The 21,374-nt window shown below is 37.3% G+C and carries 16 protein-coding genes and 1 pseudogene; 11 read left to right on the top strand and 6 right to left on the bottom strand.

Annotation, left to right across the window (positions count from 1 at the left end; genetic code table 11):
* The first annotated feature begins 116 nt into the window (after nt 1-116).
* The 5 genes and pseudogenes from trmB (at nt 117) to ABMA72_RS11065 (ending at nt 7,792) form a co-directional block, all read left to right on the top strand.
* Nucleotides 117-869 carry a tRNA (guanosine(46)-N7)-methyltransferase TrmB gene (gene trmB, locus ABMA72_RS11085; protein WP_392858191.1) on the top strand — a complete coding sequence of 251 codons (753 nt, stop codon included), beginning with the start codon at nt 117-119 and terminating at the stop codon, nt 867-869.
* A 21-nt stretch (nt 870-890) separates the two neighbouring features.
* The gene (gene dnaG / locus ABMA72_RS11080) at nt 891-2,783 is read left to right on the top strand and encodes a DNA primase (protein WP_393057147.1); all 1,893 of its coding nucleotides are present in this window, start codon (nt 891-893) and stop codon (nt 2,781-2,783) included.
* Nucleotides 2,784-2,802: 19 nt separating this feature from the next.
* Nucleotides 2,803-3,144: pseudogene (locus ABMA72_RS11075) on the top strand (RNA polymerase sigma factor region1.1 domain-containing protein); the annotation flags it as partial.
* Nucleotides 3,118-4,554 (top strand): RNA polymerase sigma factor RpoD, encoded by a 1,437-nt coding sequence (gene rpoD, locus ABMA72_RS11070; RefSeq protein ID WP_232215063.1) that lies wholly within the window; start codon nt 3,118-3,120, stop codon nt 4,552-4,554. The pseudogene ABMA72_RS11075 and the gene rpoD, both read left to right, overlap by 27 nt.
* A 103-nt stretch (nt 4,555-4,657) precedes the next feature.
* On the top strand, nt 4,658-7,792 hold the full coding sequence (locus ABMA72_RS11065) for a DEAD/DEAH box helicase (RefSeq protein WP_393057146.1): 3,135 nt from the start codon (nt 4,658-4,660) through the stop codon (nt 7,790-7,792).
* On the opposite strand, the gene ABMA72_RS11060 is transcribed toward ABMA72_RS11065, so the two are convergent.
* Nucleotides 7,789-8,529: an inositol monophosphatase family protein gene (locus tag ABMA72_RS11060; RefSeq protein ID WP_392858184.1), complete on the bottom strand. Its 741-nt coding sequence runs from the start codon at nt 8,527-8,529 to the stop codon at nt 7,789-7,791. The genes ABMA72_RS11065 and ABMA72_RS11060 overlap by 4 nt on opposite strands.
* 21 nt (nt 8,530-8,550) lie before the next feature.
* Entirely contained in the window at nt 8,551-9,435 is an 885-nt protein-coding gene (locus ABMA72_RS11055) for a hypothetical protein (protein ID WP_392858182.1), read from the bottom strand.
* 341 nt (nt 9,436-9,776) lie between these two features.
* Here ABMA72_RS11055 and ABMA72_RS11050 point away from each other — a divergent pair, with 341 nt between their 5' ends.
* From ABMA72_RS11050 to ABMA72_RS11040, 3 genes are read left to right on the top strand one after another with little or no spacing between them, the layout of a single operon-like run.
* The gene (locus ABMA72_RS11050) at nt 9,777-10,721 is read left to right on the top strand and encodes a methylenetetrahydrofolate reductase (RefSeq protein WP_392858179.1); all 945 of its coding nucleotides are present in this window, start codon (nt 9,777-9,779) and stop codon (nt 10,719-10,721) included.
* Entirely contained in the window at nt 10,721-14,395 is a 3,675-nt protein-coding gene (metH, locus tag ABMA72_RS11045) for a methionine synthase (RefSeq protein WP_393057144.1), read from the top strand. The genes ABMA72_RS11050 and metH overlap by 1 nt, the downstream gene beginning before the upstream one ends.
* A 9-nt stretch (nt 14,396-14,404) precedes the next feature.
* Nucleotides 14,405-15,385 carry a glycosyltransferase gene (locus ABMA72_RS11040; RefSeq protein ID WP_392858175.1) on the top strand — a complete coding sequence of 327 codons (981 nt, stop codon included), beginning with the start codon at nt 14,405-14,407 and terminating at the stop codon, nt 15,383-15,385.
* An 18-nt stretch (nt 15,386-15,403) separates the two neighbouring features.
* On the opposite strand, the gene ABMA72_RS11035 is transcribed toward ABMA72_RS11040, so the two are convergent.
* The gene (locus tag ABMA72_RS11035) at nt 15,404-17,116 is read right to left on the bottom strand and encodes an ABC transporter ATP-binding protein (protein WP_392858173.1); all 1,713 of its coding nucleotides are present in this window, start codon (nt 17,114-17,116) and stop codon (nt 15,404-15,406) included.
* A gap of 69 nt (nt 17,117-17,185) precedes the next feature.
* Here ABMA72_RS11035 and ABMA72_RS11030 point away from each other — a divergent pair, with 69 nt between their 5' ends.
* Nucleotides 17,186-17,596, top strand: coding sequence for a hypothetical protein (locus ABMA72_RS11030; RefSeq protein WP_392990059.1), 411 nt, complete (start codon nt 17,186-17,188; stop codon nt 17,594-17,596).
* Nucleotides 17,597-17,602: 6 nt separating this feature from the next.
* Here the strand turns inward: ABMA72_RS11030 and ABMA72_RS11025 are convergent, their stop codons facing one another.
* Together ABMA72_RS11025 and ABMA72_RS11020 are read right to left on the bottom strand one after the other, a co-directional pair.
* Nucleotides 17,603-18,097, bottom strand: a complete 495-nt coding sequence (locus ABMA72_RS11025; RefSeq protein ID WP_393057142.1) for a hypothetical protein — start codon at nt 18,095-18,097, stop codon at nt 17,603-17,605.
* A gap of 9 nt (nt 18,098-18,106) precedes the next feature.
* A complete protein-coding gene (locus tag ABMA72_RS11020) occupies nt 18,107-18,409 on the bottom strand; it encodes a hypothetical protein (protein WP_393057140.1) in 303 nt (100 codons plus the stop codon).
* A 114-nt stretch (nt 18,410-18,523) separates the two neighbouring features.
* Between ABMA72_RS11020 and ABMA72_RS11015 the strand changes: the two genes are divergently transcribed.
* Nucleotides 18,524-19,303: an endonuclease/exonuclease/phosphatase family protein gene (locus tag ABMA72_RS11015; protein WP_393057138.1), complete on the top strand. Its 780-nt coding sequence runs from the start codon at nt 18,524-18,526 to the stop codon at nt 19,301-19,303.
* Here ABMA72_RS11015 and ABMA72_RS11010 read toward each other — a convergent pair.
* Nucleotides 19,267-20,169, bottom strand: a complete 903-nt coding sequence (locus ABMA72_RS11010) for a phosphatidylserine decarboxylase (protein WP_392858163.1) — start codon at nt 20,167-20,169, stop codon at nt 19,267-19,269. The genes ABMA72_RS11015 and ABMA72_RS11010 overlap by 37 nt on opposite strands.
* Before the next feature lie 113 nt (nt 20,170-20,282).
* Between ABMA72_RS11010 and ABMA72_RS11005 the strand changes: the two genes are divergently transcribed.
* A complete protein-coding gene (locus tag ABMA72_RS11005; RefSeq protein ID WP_393057136.1) occupies nt 20,283-21,374 on the top strand; it encodes a S1C family serine protease in 1,092 nt (363 codons plus the stop codon).

The following is a 21,374-nucleotide window of genomic DNA, read 5'->3' as shown; positions in this document are numbered from 1 at the left end:
ATATCCCTAATATTTATTTATGAAGCTCCTTACAAAAGCCTGTATAAAGGTTTTAAAGCCTTGCCTGAGCGCCTTCAATTTGATAACTAGGTGCAATAATCATTTAGGAGTATAAGTTGCCAGTAAAATCAGACGCTCAAGAAGCGACAAACGATCCATTTGCGTACGACCAAGACCAAGACAAGTCATTTGCTAAGGACTTCCAGTACAAGCACCGCAACCCTTACCACGATAAGTTAGAAGAATTTAATGAATTTGTTCTAAGAGACGAAGAAGCTGAAGTTCACTCTGGTAAGTGGAATAAAGAGGTGTTCTCGCAAGATGGTGAACTGTGCCTTGAGATCGGAACTGGTTATGGCCACTTTATGCTACAATATTGTGACGCTTATAGAGACCAGAATTTTGTTGGTCTGGACTATCGCTTTAAGAGAAGTTACGCATTAGCAAAGAAGCTAAAGTCACTTCCTTACCGCAATTTTAAATACTTAAGAGCTAAGGGTGAAAGAATTGAGCACCTATTTGCTGAAAATGAGTTAGATAAAGTTTTCTATTTCTTCCCTGATCCATGGCCAAAGGCACGTCATCACAAGAAGAGACTTTTTCAACTTCCTTTCCTAGAAAGGGCATATAAAGTAATCAAGCCAGGTGGATACTTCTTTGTTAAGACGGATCATGATGGTTATGCAGAGTGGATGAAAGAAGTTATCGAGAAACAAGATCTCTTTGAGCTTGAGCTTGAGACGAAAGATCTATGGAACGATGCTCCGGATCACCTACTTTGCCAATTTAAAACAAAGTTTGAAAAAATATTTATCGAGCAAGGTGTAAATATTAAAGCTTTTGTTCTAAAATCCAAGAAAGCAAAATAAAAAGCTAGGTTAGTCACACACATGTCATTACAAAGACTGCGCGAAAAGATCGTCAATGAGATCCCGATTTCTGATTTAATCGAGCGCTATGGTGTGCACTTAGTTCGCAAGGGTAATAACCTTTACGGAGTTTGCCCTTTCCACGATGACACAAACCCTTCCATGTCTGTTGTTAACGACAAGAAAATCTATAAATGCTTTTCTTGTGGTGCTGGCCACAGTCACTTTGACTTCGTTATGAATCTCCAAAGTATGGAGTTCATCGAGGCCATGAAGGATATCTGTGATAAATTTGGCATCGATTTCGACTCCTACACAAATACAAAAGAAAAGTCGAAAGAGTTCATTTATGCTGAAAAAATTCTGAAGGTCGCTACAACTATTTACTTCCAATCGGGACGTAACCTAAAGCCAGAGCAATACTTAGACTTTTTAAAGAATCGTCATTTGAGCAATGAGATCGCCGACCTCTATCAGCTCGGTTTTGCGCCAAAGAAGAATAGTATCTATGACTATATCTGTTCACTTCCGGCCAAGGATCGCGGGGAGATTCTTCAAGCGGCCCTGAAAATTGGAATCGTTAAGTATAACGCTGATAATAAGTCCCATTATGATACTTTCCGTGAGCGCATAATGTTTCCGATTTGGGACCACTACGGTAAAGTTATTGGCTTCACTAGCCGACGAATTCATGAATATCAACACGCTAAGTACATGAATTCTATAGAGTCGTTCATCTTTAATAAGAGAAACCTACTCTATGGCCTCCATCTTGCAAAATCATTCATTAGAAAGCGCGATAGCGTGATTATAGTTGAAGGAAATATGGACCAAATTGCAAACTACAAGAAGGGTTTTGAAAATAGTGTCGCAATCATGGGGACGGCCCTTGGCGACAACTCTCTTCGTACGCTTAAGTCCATGACAAAGAATATTTATCTTTCCCTCGATAATGATGAAGCTGGCTCTAAGGCTTCTCAGAGGGCAAATCGCCAATTCCTAGAATCTGGAATCATACCTAAGTTTGTCGATCTAAATCCCCATAAAGATCCAGACGACTTCCTGGAAAAGGAAGGCATCATAGCTTATCAAGATAGAATCGATAATGCGGTTCCGTTCATTGATTATGAATTTTCAAAAATACTACCGGATCGCAAGATTGAGATACTCGATGAGAAATTGGCACTGCTAAGACAGGCCTTTGATCTTGTTTCTCCTCTTGGAAAAGATCTTAATGCCATTGAAAGACTCGTTGGGTGGGCAAAGCAGCTAAACCTCGAATCGAGTAAAGAAAGTATCATTGAGAATTATGAAAATTTCTTAAAAGACGAGAAATCTCAGACCTTTAAGCCGGCCGTTGTCGAAGAGACACCTCCGATGGAAATGCATGCTCCAGAGTATGACGAAGACTACATGGCAAGCTTTGTTGAAAGTGATGCAAACGAGATGCCAATAATGGATGAAGTAGAGGCTCCAATCTCACGTACAGAGAAGACTTTACTGCTTGCTATCGTTGAACATCCGGATTGTCTTGAGTATGATGAAATGACCGATCTGCTTGATTTTATGCACTCAGATAGGGTAAAAGAGTATGTTTTAAATCTGAAAAATTTAATCTTTGAAATAGATGAGAGGGAATTTAAAAATTTTGCGCTTTCGAGTTCTTCCAAGTACGGCCTACATGAAATTATAGATGATGGCATAAGAAATAAATACAAAGGAATCAAACTAGAAAAAGAGAGAGCGGTTAAAATTATTAAGGACCTCAAAGCAAAACTTGAAAGAGTTAGTCTAGAAGAAGAAAGTGATCGCTTAGTTATAGAGAAAGGAAATGTTACCACTCAAACTGAGCTTACTGAGTTGAATACAAAGATTATTGAAATCCGTAAAAAGCTTCATGCTTTAAAAAAGTAAAAGACTGGAGAAACCAAACATGTCAAGTGCTGCACAATTTTTAAAATCGAAGGGTTTCGAAAAACTTATCGCACGCGGTAAGGATCAAGACTCCCTGACTCCAGAAGAAATTAACGATGCTATCCCAGCAAGCTTAATTGCTCCTGAAGAACTTGACCTCATTATGCTAGCTATCAGTGAATCAGAAATTGAAGTTACTGAAGCCGAAGTTGAAGAGGAAGATGAAGGAATCAAACTTGACGGTACTGAAATTATTGAAGAAACGCTTTCGAAAGAAGAGAGAGCTGAACTTAGAAGTGCCTCAACTGATCCTGTAAAATTATATCTAAAGAGAATGGGATCTGTTGCCCTTCTTACAAGAGAAGGCGAAGTTGTTATCGCAAAAGAAATTGAAGAAGGTGAAAGAGAAATTATTCTTTCATCACTAAAGTCTTCTCACGCGATTGCAGAAATTATCACGCTAAAAGATAGAATCAATGAACTAGAAAACCCAACAGAGTTCGTAAGAGAGCTTGTCCGTGGTTTAGATGATGAATCGACTCAAAAAGACGTTGATAAAGTTAAGAAGACAATCATTAAGGTTTGTGACGAGCTTAAAGAAATTTATGACTCTGCACTTAACGAAGATGATGGAACTCTTGATAAGTTTTCTAAAACTGAAAAAACAAAAATGGATGCTATTGCAACTGAACTTGCAGACCTTACTTTCAATAGAAAGATCATTAATAGCTTCGTTGAGCCAGTTAAGAAATACTACCTTCAATTTAAAGACCTTTACGAACAACAAGATCGTATCTTTAAGTTCCTAGAAGTTGAAACAATTGAAGCTTACCGTGATCTACATGAGAAGATCATGGAAGATGATGCATTTAAGCGTGCATTCGCAAAAGAGCTTTACACAACTGATGCAAAGGTAGAGCAACTAGTTCGTAACCAAGAAGATATTCTTAGAAAACTAAGAAGACTATCTCAAGAAGCTGGAATGAGCTTTGATGATATCGAAACAGTTTACAAGATTATCACGAATGGTGAAGAAAGAGCTGACCGTGCGAAGGCCCAACTAGTTGAAGCTAACTTAAGACTTGTTGTTTCAATTGCTAAGAAATACACAAACCGTGGTCTACAATTCCTAGATCTTATTCAGGAAGGTAACATCGGTCTTATGAAAGCAGTTGATAAATTTGAGTACCGTCGTGGTTACAAATTCTCAACTTATGCAACTTGGTGGATTCGTCAGGCCATTACTCGTGCCATTGCTGACCAAGCAAGAACAATCCGTATCCCAGTTCACATGATTGAGACAATCAACAAAATGGTAAGAACTCAAAGACAACTTATCCAAGAACTTGGGCGTGAACCTACTCCAGAAGAAATTGCTGAGAAAATGGAAATGCCAGTAGATAAAGTTAAGAAAGTTCAAAAGATCTCGAAAGAGCCAATCTCTCTAGAAACACCAATTGGTGAAGAAGAAGATTCATCTCTTGGAGACTTCATTGAAGATAAGAAAATTATTTCACCAGCAGATGCTGTAATGAGTATTACATTATCTGAGCAAACTCGTTCAGTACTTTCAACTCTTACACCAAGAGAAGAAAAGGTTCTAAGAATGAGATTTGGTATCGGTGAAAAATCTGACCACACTCTAGAAGAGGTTGGACAGGACTTCTTCGTAACTCGTGAACGTATTAGACAGATTGAAGCCAAAGCGCTTCGTAAGCTAAGACATCCTTCACGTGCGAAACTTCTTAAATCGTATATCGAAAATAACTAAGTAAATTAGGCCCCTATTCAGGGGCCTTTCTCTTAACAGAACTAAGACTATTACATTCTTTATTTTTGCGTTATAATAAGGCTTTTAGACATAAAAGTAATATATGACACAAGAACCTGGACTCGATCTAGCAAAAAAATATTTTTCAACTCTGGCAATTTCTAAGGCCAGAAAAGTTCTCAGCCTTGGGAAGGTCTCACTTTCATTTAAGAAAGGAAGTCTTGATGGTTACCTCATCACAACAGGAATCATTAAAGAAGATCGCCCTTATGAGTCTAAGGTCGTCTATAAGAAAAGGCTTGAAGGAACAGATGAATCACCACTGTCAACATCATGTGATTGTCTAGAATGGACAAAAGAAAAGCACTGCCACCATACAGCTGCTCTCTTTATGTACTATATTGCAACAAATAACGACCAATCTGATACAAGCACTCACCTCCCTCCTATTGGTGGATACGGTGTTTACCCTCTTGAGTACGGGACAATTATCAGTGGCCCGCACGAGTTAGAAAATGCGCCACATGGACCGACTTACTCAACACTAAATTACTCATTAACGAATAAGAAAACGATTGAGTTTCCAATTCCTGAAAATCTCTCAGGAAAGTTAGTCTTTAATATCGCTCCAAATAAAGAACAAAGAGTTGATTTTCAAGATGACTTGAAATCTAGTATTCGCTTTGCCCTACTAGATGAGGAAGGTAAAACTCATCGTGATATCAGTATCTTTGAAAGTTTATATCTTTTTAATTGGGATACTGGTGAACTCTTTTCACTTCCAAGTGAACTAAAAGAGTTCTTCTCGACTCTAAGATCGAATTTATCAACATATAAAATCGATGATGCCTTAAATCTTGCCTACTCTGAAAGGCTAGAGAAGTACATCGCATTTGAAGTTGAGGGTAAGCAATTTGATATCACAAATATTGAGTCACCAGATTTAAGAATTTATATCAATAACTCTCAAAGAAAGGGTTATAACAATTTTTCAGTCGAGTTCTTCAATAAAGAAGAAAAGAGAACAAGGCCTCCACAGTTTATGGCCTCTCTTACATTTGAAGGTGGCTATCTCGATTTATTTCGCAAAAAGGTTGAAGCCTACCACTTCCTAAGAGAAGTTCAGCACTACTTTGAAACTGGTGTTGACGGCTATAAGAAGTCCCTTTCTGGAAAGTCGAAAAAGTCTTCATGGATTCGTCTAATTTCTGAAGTTGTTAGCAAAGACTATACACTTAGCTTTGATCACGAAAATCACAAGCTTTACAAATACGACAATAAGCTTCAACGTCTTCTATTTAAAGTCATGGTAACGGAATTTGGAGACCACTTCTTCCGCTACTCTTACCTATATCGAGATACAAACGAAGTTATTTTCCAAGTTTCAATGTCCCAAATCACTCAAGGCCTATCGAAACTATTTACAGTAACGAAGCCTTACGGTGTTGAGATTTTCTATAATAATAATGAAATTAAAAATTGGAACTCTCGTATTCGCTTTGAAAGAAAGCAAATTGGACGCTCGGGTTGGTTTGATCTTGAACTAGAAATCAATGACGTTGACCAAGAAGTACTTAAGAATGTCGACCTCGACAATAATATTGCTATTACTAAAGATGGTGTCATCTTATTAAATAATGAACAAAAAGATCTTTTGAAATTTGTTCAAAAATACACAAAATTTGAAGCAAAAGAAGAAGTTCAGGACGGAAAATTTAAAAAATTCATCCTACCTTTTTCTCGTGCCAGAATCTTTGAATTATTTGAACTTAAAAAGATTGGACTTGAAGGTGCCCTAACGGATGAAGAAATCGCACTTTGCGAAAGACTTCAAAACCTTGAAGGTATCCCTGACTACCCTATTTCAGAACATCTTGGCTCAACTCTTAGAGCATACCAAAAGACAGGTTATAACTGGCTTAAATTCCTTCATGAAAATAAGCTTGGTGCTTGTCTTGCCGATGACATGGGTCTTGGTAAGACTATCCAAACCATCGCCTTTATTGAAAGTATCTACGATAAAATTGATAAAGTTCTAATTGTTTGTCCAGTTTCCCTACTACTAAACTGGGAAAATGAATTTAAGAAATTCTCGGATATCGATGTTCACATCTTCCACGGAGCTGATAGAGAGCTTCCAGAAGATAGTAAAGCAAAAGTAATTCTAACTTCATATGGGATTCTTAAAAGAGAACTCGAAGCACAATTTGAAGAAACTAATTATGATGTTCTTGTTCTTGATGAGGTTCAGCACCTTAAGAATATGCGTTCTCTAGGGGCTTCTTCCGCAAGAAAGATCAATGCCGACTTTAGAATCTGCTTAACAGGTACACCTGTAGAAAATGATCTTGCTGAGTTCTTTAATATTATTGATCTAAGTATTCCTGGCATCTGGGGAGATTTAAGATTCTTAAGATCAAGCTCTACTCCTAAGTCGAGAGTATACGCAAGAAAAACGGCCGCACCGTTCATTCTTAGACGTACAAAGAACCAAGTTCTTACTGATCTGCCTCCTAAGATTGAAAACAGTGTCCTTCTTAGCTTTGATGAAAATGAAGAAGAATTTTACAAAAATAAATTACAATCAATTAAAGACAATATTCAAAATGCTCCTAAGAATAAGAAGTATGGTGAAATCCTTAAGGGACTTCTCGAACTTCGCCAGAGCTGTCTATGGCAAAACCATAATAATAAAACAACAAAAGACATCAGAAGTCTTTCATCAACGAAAGTTGATTATCTAATTGAAAGTTTAGAGCAAATTGTTGAAGAAGGTCACCAAGTTATCGTCTTCTCTCAATTTACAACATACCTTGATATCATTGGAACGGCCTTTGATGGCCAGTGCTGGAAGTACTCTCGAATTGATGGATCGATGAACGTTAAAAAGCGCCAAGCAGCAGTTGACGAGTTCCAAAGCGGTAAAACAAAACTCTTCCTAATCTCTCTTAAGGCCGGGGGTGTTGGTCTTAACTTAACAGCAGCAAGCTACGTCTTTATTATGGACCCTTGGTGGAACCCAGCGGTTGAATCGCAAGCAATCGATAGAGCTTATCGTATTGGTCAGAAAAATACTCTAAACGTATTTAGACCTATTATTAAAGGCTCTGTTGAAGAGAAGGTTTTAAAACTTCAAGAAATCAAACGTGAACTTTTCAAAGAACTTCTTCCTGAAGATGATGAAGAATTATTCAGTGGAAAACTCACAATGAAGGATTTTGAAGATTTATTTAACTAGGACTTCTTTAAGCGATTAACTTCTTCATGAACCGCTACTTTTAATTCATCTCGACAGAAAATAAAAGGCCCTCTCAGCTTCTTGCTGGAAAGATCCTTAATTTCATCAGAATGAATCCCTCTGGAATGGCAAATAATCACTCCAGCAGCGATGTCCCAAATATTCTTATCACGAAATGAGACAACACATTCAGCTGCACCAGCAGCAAGTAGTCCTAGCTTAAAGGCAATAGATCCAAGTGGAGTAATTCTAAAGTTGTGCTTAAAATCTAATTTATTAGCACCCTTCTCCCACTCCGAGCGCGAGATCATAATATTGACTGCCTCAGCGTGAGCATGGCGACTTCCGAGCGGGTACTTAACATCACTCGTAATTTCAAACCCAGTAAATGGATTATAGATCCAGCCAAAGCTTCGATCATCGTTAATATCTGCTGAAAATAAAATGGCCAGGGAGACTGCACACTCACCATAGCCCTTTGCAAATTCACGAGTTCCATCAATTGGATCTAAGACAATCACAGGAAACTCAAAACTCTCTTGATCTTCTTCCGAGAAGAAATTGAAGTCAAAATTAGACTCATGAAAGACCTTTTTAACTTGGTCAGAAACAAAGATATCAAACTCTGTCACAATACTTTTGTCGGCCTTTCTTTCAATCGACATATCTCCCCACACCATAGTGTCGAGCTTAGTATGAATACTGTTCTTTATTTCTTCTAACTCTTTACGATACATTACTGATCCTAGCGGATATGCCTAACGAATGTGAAAGACAAACTCATGTTTAAAAGTCTTTTCTTGCTCTAAATCAATCAGACCTTCTTTCGTGTAGAAGTCATTATTAGAGTCTAGTGCATCTGTCACACCAAATGCAGGCGCAATCCTAACGAAATTTGCACCAGGATAAGTCCAAATTGAAAGATAAGGAATATTTCCTAAGTCTATATTAACCGACTTCTCGTTTAAAATATTCTTAAGAGCAACGCTCTTTGACTTAATATCCTTAAACACCATCTCCCCACCTCTAAAATTCTCTTGAGTGAAGAAAACACGACAGTCCTGAACAACCTTCTTATTATCGGCATCATGGAAGTTAACAAGATCATTTTCTAAGAAATAGGCTCCACGCTCTTCTTGAGTAGAGAACTCAATAAAGCAATCCTCGTGACCTTCTGGACCTAGTGGAACATTGAAAGTCGGAGCAAAACCTAGAGAGAAGAACATTTCTTTCTTATCTAAATTCTTTATAACAAATGAGACTGTAAGCTTTGGCCCATAAACCATATAGGTTACTTCGATACTATAGCGAAATGGAAAGATAAGCTCTGTGTCTTGGTTATTCGTATGAACAAAAGTGATTCTGTCCTTGCGTTGATTCTTCACTTCAAATTGGAAGTCTTTTAAAAAGCCATCTTTTTGCATGTGATAATACTTACGCCCTAGCCAATACTGGTCATCCTTAAGCTTTCCTACAATTGGAAAGGTAAGCTGTGGCTTCCAAGGATTTAGCGTTGGATGTCCTTGCCATAGATATTCAACATATGATTCAAGATCAAATATTGATAACAGTCCAGCTCCCTGCTTCGTAACAGAAACTCTAATAAACTCACTTTCTAAATGGTAAATCTGATCCTTATTCATCAAATTATCCTCTACTACATAATGATATCAGTTTTTGGCCCAACGTGAAACTCATAAGCAATTGAATATAGGCAATATATTTCATTGTGGGATAGATCACTCATTTCAAATGTGAAAAAAGTCCAAATATATAATCCCCTAGGTTAAAAACTCTACAAGTTTGAAGCATAGCTGATGCTTAAAAACTTACTAATATCCTTCCTTCAAATTTATCTAAATATTCCATTTACCCAATTCATTCGAATTAACCTAAGGCCCCAGAAAAAGGGGCCCTCGCCTTTTCTTATTGCTCATAAATGATTAAAATAAGGTAACAAATTTACACATAGGGAAATACACGAATGAAAGTTATCGAGCATATCGACAAGGCAACAAACCCACTTTTTAGTTTTGAGATTGTACCACCACCAAGAGGCAAAAATATTTCGGCCGTAACAGATATTGTTAAGCAGCTTTTGCCATTCAATCCGGCCTGGATTGATGTAACGGCCCACTCAGCAGGTGCTTATTACAATGAAAAGAATGATGGTTCGGTAGAAAGAAAAATATATAAAAAGCGTCCAGGTACAGTTGGTATTTGTGGAGTCATTCAAAATCGCTTTAAGATTGATACGGTAACTCACCTTCTGACTCAAGGATTTACAAAAGAAGAAACTGAAGATGCTCTTATTGAGTTAAACTACCTTGGAATTCATAATGTGCTTGCACTACGTGGAGATGCTCTTAACTATAATAAGAAGTACGACCTTTCTCGCCAAAGAAACTTCTACGCTAAAGACTTAGTCGAACAAATTGATAACGTAAAAAAAGGAATCTACCTTGACGAGATTTCTAATAGCTTACCGCTAGACTTTTCAGTAGGTGTAGCTGGTTATCCTGAAAAGCACTTTGAAGCACCAAATCTTGCAACTGATATTAAGTACCTCAAAGAGAAAGTTGATGCTGGTGCCGATTATATTGTTACTCAAATGTTCTTTGATAACTCAAAGTATTTTGAGTTCGTTGATAAATGTCGCGAGGCCGGCATTACATGCCCAATTGTTCCAGGAATAAAAGTGATAAAGAGTATGGGACAACTTTCCAATGTTCCGAGACACTTCTATGTCGACTTCCCTGACGAATTTGTTAATGAAGCAACTGAGAATCCAGAACATATTAAGGAAATTGGTATTAAGTGGGCAAGAAAACAAACAGAAGAGTTATTAAGTGCCAATGTTCCTTCTGTTCACTTCTATGTCATGAATGACAGTGCTAATGTTACTGAAGTTCTAAAAGGTTTATTTTAATGAGCGATATTCGTAAAGAGCTAGAGTCGACACTAAAGAGTAGAATCCTTTTCTTAGACGGTGCAATGGGAACAATGGTTCAACAGTATCATCTAACAGAAGAAGACTTTCGAGGAGAACGATTTCAAGAAACAAAAATCGACTTGAAAGGAAATAACGATTTACTGAACCTGACAAAGCCAGAAATTATTAAAGAAATTCATACGAAGTACCTAGCTGCTGGTTCAGATATTATTGAAACAAATACATTCTCGGCGACTCGTATTGCTCAAGATGATTATCACTTAAGTGAAATTGCTTATGAGCTTAATGTAGAGGCGGCCAAAATTGCAAAAGCGGCCTGCCTTGATTTCATGAAAGAAAACCCAGAGCGTAAATGCTTTGTAGCAGGAGCTCTGGGACCAACGAATAAAACGGCTTCAATTTCTCCAGATGTAAATAACCCAGCTTTTAGAGGAATTACATTTGATGAGCTCGTCGATAATTACTATGAGCAAACAAAGGGGCTTATTGATGGTGGAGCGGATCTTCTTTTAGCAGAAACTTCATTTGATACCCTAAATTTAAAAGCGGCCATCTTTGCCATGAGAAAGTATCTTGATGATCATAATCTTGATACTCCGATTATGCTCTCAGTAACGATTACTGATGCTTCTGGAAGAACGCTTTCAGGTCAAACTGTTGAAGCATTCTGGAACTCGGTTGAACATGCTAGACCTTTTAGTGTTGGAATTAATTGTGCTCTTGGTGCCAAAGAGATGCGCCCATATATTGAAGAGTTATCAAGAGTATCAGATTGCTTAATCTCTTGTTACCCAAATGCAGGTTTACCTAATCCACTAAGTGATACAGGTTATGATGAAAAACCAAATGAAACAGCATCGCTGTTAGAAGAATTTGCTGAGTCAGGACTCGTCAATATCGTTGGTGGCTGTTGCGGAACAACGCCAGATCATATCAATGCAATTTATAACCACTTAAAAGAAATCAAACCACGTGAAAAACACGATCTACCTAAGACTCAACGATTATCAGGTCTAGAGCCTCTTAATCTTGAGTTTACTGGTGAGCGTCCATTTATCATGGTTGGAGAGCGTACAAATGTAACAGGCTCTCCAAGATTTGCACGTTTAATTCGTGAAGAGAATTTTGAAGCAGCTTTAGATATCGCCCGTCAACAGGTTGAAAACGGTGCTAATATTATTGATGTCAACTTTGATGAAGGTCTCCTCGACTCTAAAGCTTGTATGGTGAAATTTCTAAACCTAATCGCTTCTGAGCCTGATATCTGTAAAGTCCCAATTATGATTGACTCATCTAAGTGGGATGTCATCGAAGAAGGACTTAAGTGTATACAGGGAAAAGGGATTGTTAACTCAATTTCACTAAAGGAAGGCGAAGAAGTCTTCAAAGAACATGCAAGAAAAATCCTTCAATATGGAGCGACCGTTGTTGTCATGGCCTTTGACGAGAAAGGACAAGCGGCTTCTAAGGAAGAAAAGGTTTCAATTTGCCAGCGTGCCTTTAAGATCCTCACTGAAGAAGTAGGATTCCCTGCAACAGATATTATCTTTGATCCAAACGTTCTAACAGTTGGTACAGGAATTGAAGAACATAACGACTATGCAATCAACTTCATTGAGGCCGTAAGAGAAATCAAAGAGACTTGCCCAGGCGCTTTAACAAGTGGTGGAATTTCGAATATATCTTTTTCATTTCGCGGAAATAATATTGTTCGCGAAGCAATGCATAGCTCTTTCCTCTACCATGCAATTAAAGCGGGCCTTGACATGGGAATCGTAAATGCAGGAATGCTTGAAGTTTACGAAAATGTTGAGCCTGAGCTTATGAAAAAGATCGAAGACGTGCTCTTTAATCGCTCAGAGAGTGCAACTGATGACTTAATTGAATATGCCGAAAAATTCAAAGGCGTAAAATCAAAGTCCAAAGAAGATGACTTAACTTGGCGCGAAGGAAGCCTTGGTGAGCGAATCACTCACGCACTTGTAAAGGGTATCGGCAAATTCATCGAAGAAGATGTCGAACAAGCAAGACAAGAGCTAGGTATTCCTTTAAATGTAATTGAAGGTCCTCTGATGGACGGTATGAAAGTTGTCGGAGACCTCTTTGGTGCCGGTAAAATGTTTCTACCTCAAGTTGTAAAAAGTGCCCGCGTAATGAAGCAGGCAGTAGCTTATCTTGAGCCATATATGGAAAAAGGTGCAGACGGGAAAAGTAAGAAGAATACATTTGTTATTGCGACAGTAAAAGGTGACGTTCACGATATTGGAAAGAATATCGTTGGTGTTGTACTGGCATGTAATGGATATAACGTCGTTGACTTAGGTGTCATGGTAAGCTGTGAAGATATTATAAAAGCAGCAAAAGAACATGAGGCAAAATTCATCGGCCTAAGTGGGCTTATCACTCCTTCTCTTGATGAGATGATTCACAACGTAGCTGAGTTTAATCGTCAAGGCCTTGAAGTCCCTGTACTAATTGGTGGAGCAACAACATCTAAAACTCACACTGCAGTTAAGATTGCACCAGAATGTACTAGTCCAGTTGTTCACGTTGGCGATGCCTCGCAAACGGTAGGAATCTGTAATAGTCTTTTAAGTGAAAAGCTAAAGGACGACTTCTTAAAAGATTTAAAAGATTCACAAAGAAGAACAAAAGAATATTTTGAAAATAAAAAAGACAGTGGCCAAGCTACTATTTCAATCGAAGTGGCCCGTGACCACTTAAGAGTTGACCCAACGAAAACTTTCGTCGACTTCACTCCTCCATTTATTGGAGCTAAGAAGTTTGATGATATCAGCGTTTCTGAAATTGCAAAGTATATCGACTGGTCTCCTTTCTTTTGGACTTGGGAACTAAAAGGGCTCTACCCTCATATCTTATCTCATAAAGATTATGGAGAAGAGGCCAAGAAGCTATACGATGAAGCACAAAATATTCTTGATGATATTATTGAAAATAATCGTTTCTCGCCAAAAGCGGTCTTAGGCTTTTGGCCAGCTTATGCAAAAGATGAAACGGTGACTCTTCTCGATGAAAATAAGAATGAATTTGGTACTTTTAATTTTCTAAGACAACAAAAAGAAAAGACACAAAAAGATCGTCCTTACCTCTCGCTTGCTGACTACATCCTACCTCAGGGAGAAAAACAGGACTTTATCGGTTCATTTGTTGTCACAATGGGTGATCAAGTAGAGAAATATGCTAAGAGTTTTGAAGACAAGGGCGATGACTATACATCAATTATGGTTAAGGCCGTTGGTGATCGTCTCGCAGAAGCCTACGCAGAGTTAATTCATGAAAGAGCACGTCAGTTGTGTGGAATTGAAGAAGAACGTAAGTTCTCACTTGATGAGCTCATTAAAGAAAAATACACAGGGATTCGTCCTGCTGCAGGCTACCCAGCATGCCCAGATCACACGGAAAAAGCAAAGCTATGGGATTATATGAATGTTAGAGAAAATACAGGAGCATATTTAACAGAAAATTTTGCGATGTATCCAGCAAGTTCAGTTTCTGGCTACATATTCTTTAACCCTTGTGCTAAGTACTTTAATATTTTAAATATTGCCCAAGACCAAATTGAGCTTTACTCAAAGGCCAAAGGTCAGGACATCGAAACAACAAAGAAATGGCTAAGGCCAATACTATAGGATTATAAAATGCATGTATGTATTCCATACCACAAAGTATTACCAGTAAAAACTTATGGCGGTGTTGAGAGACTCGTCTTTTGGCATATGAAAGAATTAATTAAATTTGGTCACCAGGTTACCTTTATCGGACCAGGGCAAAGCCAAGTAGCAGAATATGGTATCAACCATATTGCATGTGAAAAGATTGAAGAGTGGCAAAAATTCGTTCCAGATAATATCGATGTTATACATGGCTTTGATAACATAAAAGTTGATCTTGATATTCCTTACGTTATTAATATCGGAGGCAATGGCTTCCCAGGTGAAAAGTTCGACTTAAATACAGTATTTGTTTCAAAATCGCATGCTCGCCATCACGGTTCTACAAGCTATGTAAATAACTGTCTTGATATGAGTGAATACCCGGCCATTTATAAAGAAAGTAAGATTACTGAAATCAAAAGCCTACTCTTTCTTGCAAAGGCTTCTTGGCGAGTGAAAAACCTTCAACAATCTGTAAAGATTGCAAGACAAACTAATAAGCATCTCCACATTTGTGGTGGTGGTTCTAAGTTCTTTGGTTGGCACCCTTTAATTCACAACCATGGTATGGTTGGTGGCCAAGAGAAGTTAGATTATATGCGACAGTGTGATGCCCTACTCTTTGCTGTTCGTTGGCATGAGCCTTTCGGCCTTGCTATCATCGAAGCGATGACTCAAGGGCTACCAGTCTTTGGCTCAAGCTTTGGTTCACTACCTGATTTAATTGCCCCTGGCACAGGTCGTACATTCTACTCTCACGAAGAGATCATTGAATACTTTAATACAACAAAGGATGTCTATGATCGTGACTTTATTCGAAACTATGCAATCAAGAACTTCTCAATGGAAAGATTCACTTCTGACTTTATTGAAAAGTATGAAATTGTTATGTCAGGAAAAAAACTTAATGATGTAGAGCCTGAGTGGATTCACCCATTTAGAGCAGGAAAAAGGCTACCTTTCTAAGGTAGCCTTTAGTATTTTCTAAGATTTTACACTTAACTCATATAATTTCTTATACTCACCACCAAGAGTCATTAACTCCTCATGGCGACCTTGTTCAATCATTCTTCCATCTTTTAAGACAATGATTTTGTCATAATTTTGAATCGTTGAAAGCCTGTGCGCAACTGCTACAACTGTTTTATTTTTAGCAAGTTCATTAAGTGACTGCTGCACAACCTTTTCTGATTCATTATCAAGAGCAGAAGTTGCTTCATCGAATAAGAAGACATCATTATTTTGTAGGTATGCACGAGCAATTGTCAGACGTTGGGCCTGTCCTCCAGAAAGTCTTAAGCCACGATCTCCAATAACTGTTTCAAGTCCACTTGGAAGCTCATTTATATAATCTGTCGCATGAGCAACTTTCAATGCTTCTTCGATTTGCGCTTCACTTACTTCCTTTCCAAGAGTTAAGTTTTCTCTTACCGTTGTATTAAATAGAAAGATATCTTGTGATACAAGGCCAAAATAGTGACGTAGGGACTTTAAAGTGAACTCACTTGAGTCTGCACCATCAATCTTATAACTTCCCTTTTTAACTGGGTATAGGCCAAGAAGAACATTAATTAGCGTTGATTTCCCAGAGCCAGAAAGCCCAACTAGCGCAACCTTCTCACCCTTATTAATATCGAAACTTAAATCGTTAATTACCTGATGATCACCATATGAGAAATCTAAGTTCTTAAATGAAATCTTATCACTTAACTCAGAGTGCTCTTTTGTTCCCGAGTCTTCTTCATTGTCTACCTTTAAGAATTTAAAGATACGCTTTTCTGCTGCTTGGGCCTGGCTAATCTTAAGATTCGCTTCATTAGTTTTTCTGATCGGATCCTGGATCATGGCCATAATAGCAATAAAAGTAATAAACTCTCCTGTCGTCATTGCATTTCCAGTGATCTTTACCTGAGCAAAGACAATGACAGAAGAAAGAATTAACGTTGTCATAAACTCAACAAGAGGATGTGAAAACTGTCTCATCACTTCCGCTTTCATTTGAAAAGTAAAGAAGTCGTTTTGGTAAGACTTGAAGAAATTTCTTGTATAATCTTGAAGATTAAAGGCCTTAATAATTTTTTGTCCACCAACACCTTCGCCAATAACATGAGTCATATCTGAAAGTCTTGATTGTACATCAGCTTGGTGTGCCTTAACTCTTTTTCCAAAGAATCCAAAAATTAAAAGCATAATTGGAAGAAGTGCAAATGTGACAAGAGTAAGCTGCCAATCTAAGTAGAATGCATATCCTAATAAAACAATTAATGTGATTGGCTCCCTAATTAAAGTAAGAAGGCCACTAATACCTTGAGAGTAAATCATCGTATCATTTAAGATCGTTGAAATAACATCACCTTGTTTTGTTGTTGTATAAAAAGAAATTGGAATATCTTGAATCTTTGAATAGATCTTCGTTCTAATTTCACAAACTGCATCGTTCATTGCAAATTGCATCCAGTAAAAGTGGAAGAAACGAACTGGTAAATTAATAAGTGCAAGTAAACAAGCAAGGCCCACAATCCCTAGGATCTCTTCAAGTGTCGACTCTGGAGAAAGCCCCTTTGTAAAAAGAGGATTGATTAGCGCCATTTGACCACCTTTAATAAGCGCCATACCAATACCGAAAATCATACTTCCGATAACTCTGGCACGATGGCGATGAATCAATGGCCATATATTTTTAATAGTTTCAAACATGAAAAACCCTTGCTAAATTAGATATAGTTAACTTTGCTAGTTTAGAACAAAATAACTAGTTTGCACACCATGTTAGGCATTATGATTGAAAAGTATTTTAGAAGACTCAGAGCACAATACCCAGTGGCCTTCCTCTCAGATGCAAGGCTAAGTCTACTATTGGAGAATATTCACTCAGAAGAAGAATTGAAAATAATCTTTAGTTACCTACAAAAGCATCTAAAATCTTCACCAAGTCAGAAAGAAAATGGTGAACTCTTATTTAGCCTTATCGATAAAACTCAATACTCTGTTCGTGCTTGGATTGAGGCCATCCTCACATTTGATTCATGGCTAAAGGAAAATGAAAGAGAGACAGATTTTAAAACAATGATTGGCTATATCGAATGTTCTACTCTGTCTCCCGAAAATAAGATTTTAAAATATCAATTAAAAGAACTCGTTGCCAAAATGCTTAACGAGTTCGGCTATGTTGGTTAGTTTGACTTACCTTGCTAAACTGAGAGAGCTATTGATCAAATCACTATAATTCCCATGACCCCACATAAGAATTTTTTGTTTTTTGACAACATTGTTAGAACTCTTTTTGTGACTACGCTGAAGCTCTTCAACAAAGCTATTTAACTGGTCAAGCATTGAGTTTAGAATTAACTCTTCCGTTTTGTTAACATATACTTTCTGTAGTTTTAGAGAGCGATTATTTTTTTGATTAAAGTAATTAGCGACCATCGAGTTTGATACTTCGTTAACTTCTTTTTTTATATTTTCAGGTGTATTTGCAATTAATAAACTCTTTGCATCCTTATTAATTGAATATGAACTATTTTGTCTCTGCAAAATACCTTTCTTATTTAAACGAATACAAAGACTTCCTACTAAAGATAAGTCCATTCCTGTTTCATCAGAAATTTGAAATATCGTCTTTTGAGATTTTCCACAAACTTCTAGTATTGCTCTTTCAACCATTAATAAACGTGACATCTCTTCTCCCTATAACCCTGCTAACTTTCTAATAAAAAACTTTTCTTCTAAATCACTCACGATTTCATTACAATCGTTTCGACTTAAGCTAAATGAATGTTTTTCCAAGAATTGTATTAGTAAGCTCAACTCTGAAGAGTTCATTTCTAATTTTTCTTTGATTTTAAAATACTCACTTGTTCTCATCTCAGCACCATTCATCAGTCTAAATAGACGTGTCGTTTGCATCTGAAATATCTCTCCCAGCTGTTTGTATGTGTGCTTTGGGAAACGTTTTCTAACTTCTTTAACTAATTGCTCTTGTTGAACCATAAGACCTCCTTAACAAGCCTGTTTTTAATAAAGAAGTTATTTTTTAACCACTTGTGTCGATCTTGGAGTTTTCTATTTTTCTATTGATGAAAAATATGTTTTCATTAATGGAATATGTTTAATTTCACTGTAATTTCTTCAAATATTCGCTTTAATAACCCGGCCGATGGAATTCATTCATGGGATGGAAGACGTGTCATTCTTGCCAATGCGCTAAATACTTACCGTCCTGCAGTTATCGGAACCCAAGAAGGATGGGAGCCTCAGTTAAGAGACTTTCAAGAACTCCTCGATGGCCTAGAGATTATTGATACAAATCGAGAATGGATTGAAGATCGAATGTATCCTTCTCTGTATTATCGTCCCGAAATATTTGAATTGATTAACTCTGGAGATATTTGGCTTTCTGAAACACCTTATATTGCAGCATCAAAATCATTTGGAAGTGCCTTTCCAAGACTATGTACATGGGCAGTTCTAAAAGCAAAAGAAAATGGTAAACACTACTTCTTTGTTAATGCACACTTAGATCATCTCGAATCAAGCACACGCCAGGAACAAATAAAAGTTCTTATTAACGAAATTGAAAAAGTCAGAGCAGATTATCCGTTAATTTTAATCGGTGACTTTAATGAGTCTCCATTTGAGAGTGTTAGAAAAGAGCTAAACGAAAGTAAGTTAAACCTTACTGACCCTTGGATTGATCTGGGACACGAAGAGTGCGAGAGTCACCATAGCTTTAAAGGCTTTCGTGAAGATGGTTCTCGCATCGACTGGATTCTTCACTCAAAAGATTCATTGAAATGTGAGCAGATACATCTACATAAGGAAAGTTCTGACGGGGTTTACCCATCAGATCATTTTCCAGTTTGCGCAACTTTATCTGCTAAATGAATATAAGTTTCAATTCCATTCTTTGTATTATTTAAAATATCTGATGTTGGTGCCCACTTACCTTTTTCACCAATAACGATAACTGTTGATCCACCAAATAAGAAGTAACCTTTTTCATCACCTCTTGAGAATGTCGTTAAATCGCTTGATTGAACAATGCGGCCAACCATTGTTGCCCCAACTTCAACATAAGCAATTTTACCAAACTCTTTAGTTTCCATTACTGTCACTTCGCGAATATTAGTACTGAAAATATCATTCTTCTTACGAAGTGCAAGTGGATTGACAGAGTGATAGCCTCCACCAATTTTATAATAGTCGATAACTTCACCATCAAGGGGATAGTGAAATCTGTGATAATCAACAGGACACAATCTTGCGAGTAAAAGTGGCCCATCTTCAAAAGTTCTTTCCCACTTTGTATTTTGTAGTAATTCAGTTGAATTTAAGAATTTACCTTTAACTGGAATCTTTACTTGGTTCGTAATTGACTCGTATCCAAAGTATCTAGCTTCAGCAAAAGCCGACATCGAATCAGCTTCATCAAGAAATGGCCTCTTTCCTTCTTTAAACCTACGAATAAAGAATTCATTAAAGCTTCCATAGGGGTCATCCTTAGAGCGCCCTTCAGTTGGTAAAAACTCATCCATATTGATCTGGTAATCTTTAACAAATTTTGGAACCTTATTCTTAGTAAAGTTCATATTTTGAATTTCGCCATACATACAAGAGACGATTGATGAAGTAATTGCACCAGAGATCAGCTTTCCAAGCGGATTTCCATACAAGAAATTGATTGCGGCATCCCCGTAAACTTTCTCCACTTCCATTTGATTTGTATAACGATTAAAATAATTAATATCCACGGGTGACCTCAGAATTCTTACAGAAATTTGACATTTCTGTGTTACAAAATTTTTATACTATGATTATATATGTATAATGAGATGAGCGTCAAAAAGAGATAATGAGGAATATTATGAAAAGCAGTTTAAGGCCATTCTTTTTAATTCTTATTCTATTAACATCCTTTAATTCAAAGGCTTTGTTTGATGAAAATAAGGCCGTCTTAGAAAGTGAACGAAATACGATTTCAGTATTTGATCGTTCAGTGAACTCAGTCGTAAATATTTCAACACTTGGTCGCATGAGAACCAGAAGAGGATTTTTCTTTTCAATGACAAATAAACAAGTTGTCAAAGGAGAAGGATCTGGTTGGGTCTGGGATGACAAGGGCCATATCATTACAAATTATCACGTCGTTGAAGGTGGAGATAACTTTCTTATAAGATTCAACAATAATAAGAAAGAGTACAAGGCCAAATTAGTTGGAACAGAGCCCGCTAAGGATATTGCCGTTTTAAAATTAATTGAAGTCCCAAGAGATATTAAACCTCTTAATCGAGGAGATTCTGACAAAGTTAGAGTTGGTCAAAAGGCCATAGCTATTGGTTCACCATTTGGACTTGATGCGACGGTTACAACAGGAATCATTTCAGCAAAGAATCGTGGAATCCAAGGAATTGGAGGCGTTGAAATTCGTGGGATGCTCCAAACAGACTCTTCAATTAACCCAGGAAACTCTGGCGGGCCACTATTTGACTCTTCTGGGAATGTCATCGGCGTCAATACAATGATTTTTTCAAACTCAGGATCATCAGCAGGTGTCGGTTTCGCTATCCCTATCAATATTGTCAGTAAAGTAGTTCCACAAATTATTAAGTATGGAATGGTAAAAAGACCAGGCCTTGGAATTGCTATTGCAGAAAAAAGAGAGCTTTCATACTTTTATGGCATTGATGTTGAAAAAGGACTTCCTATTCAAAGTGTTCGCCCAGGTGGACCATCTGAAAAAGCAGGCCTAAAAGGTCTAATTCAAGATCCACGTACCAGAAGTATTATTCTTGGTGATGTTATTCTAAAGATCGATGGAAAAGAGATTAATGACTTTGATGATATTTTCAATACTCTATACGAATACAAAGTTGGAGATAAGGTCGAAGTTCTCTACCGTAGAGGTTCAGCTCTTAAAAAGGCTATCGTCAAACTAGAAGAAATAAAAAGAAATTAA

The sequence above is a fragment of the Halobacteriovorax sp. CON-3 genome, from assembly GCF_043196995.1.
Classification (GTDB): domain Bacteria; phylum Bdellovibrionota; class Bacteriovoracia; order Bacteriovoracales; family Bacteriovoracaceae; genus Halobacteriovorax_A.
This window is presented reverse-complemented; position numbering and strand designations above follow the sequence as displayed.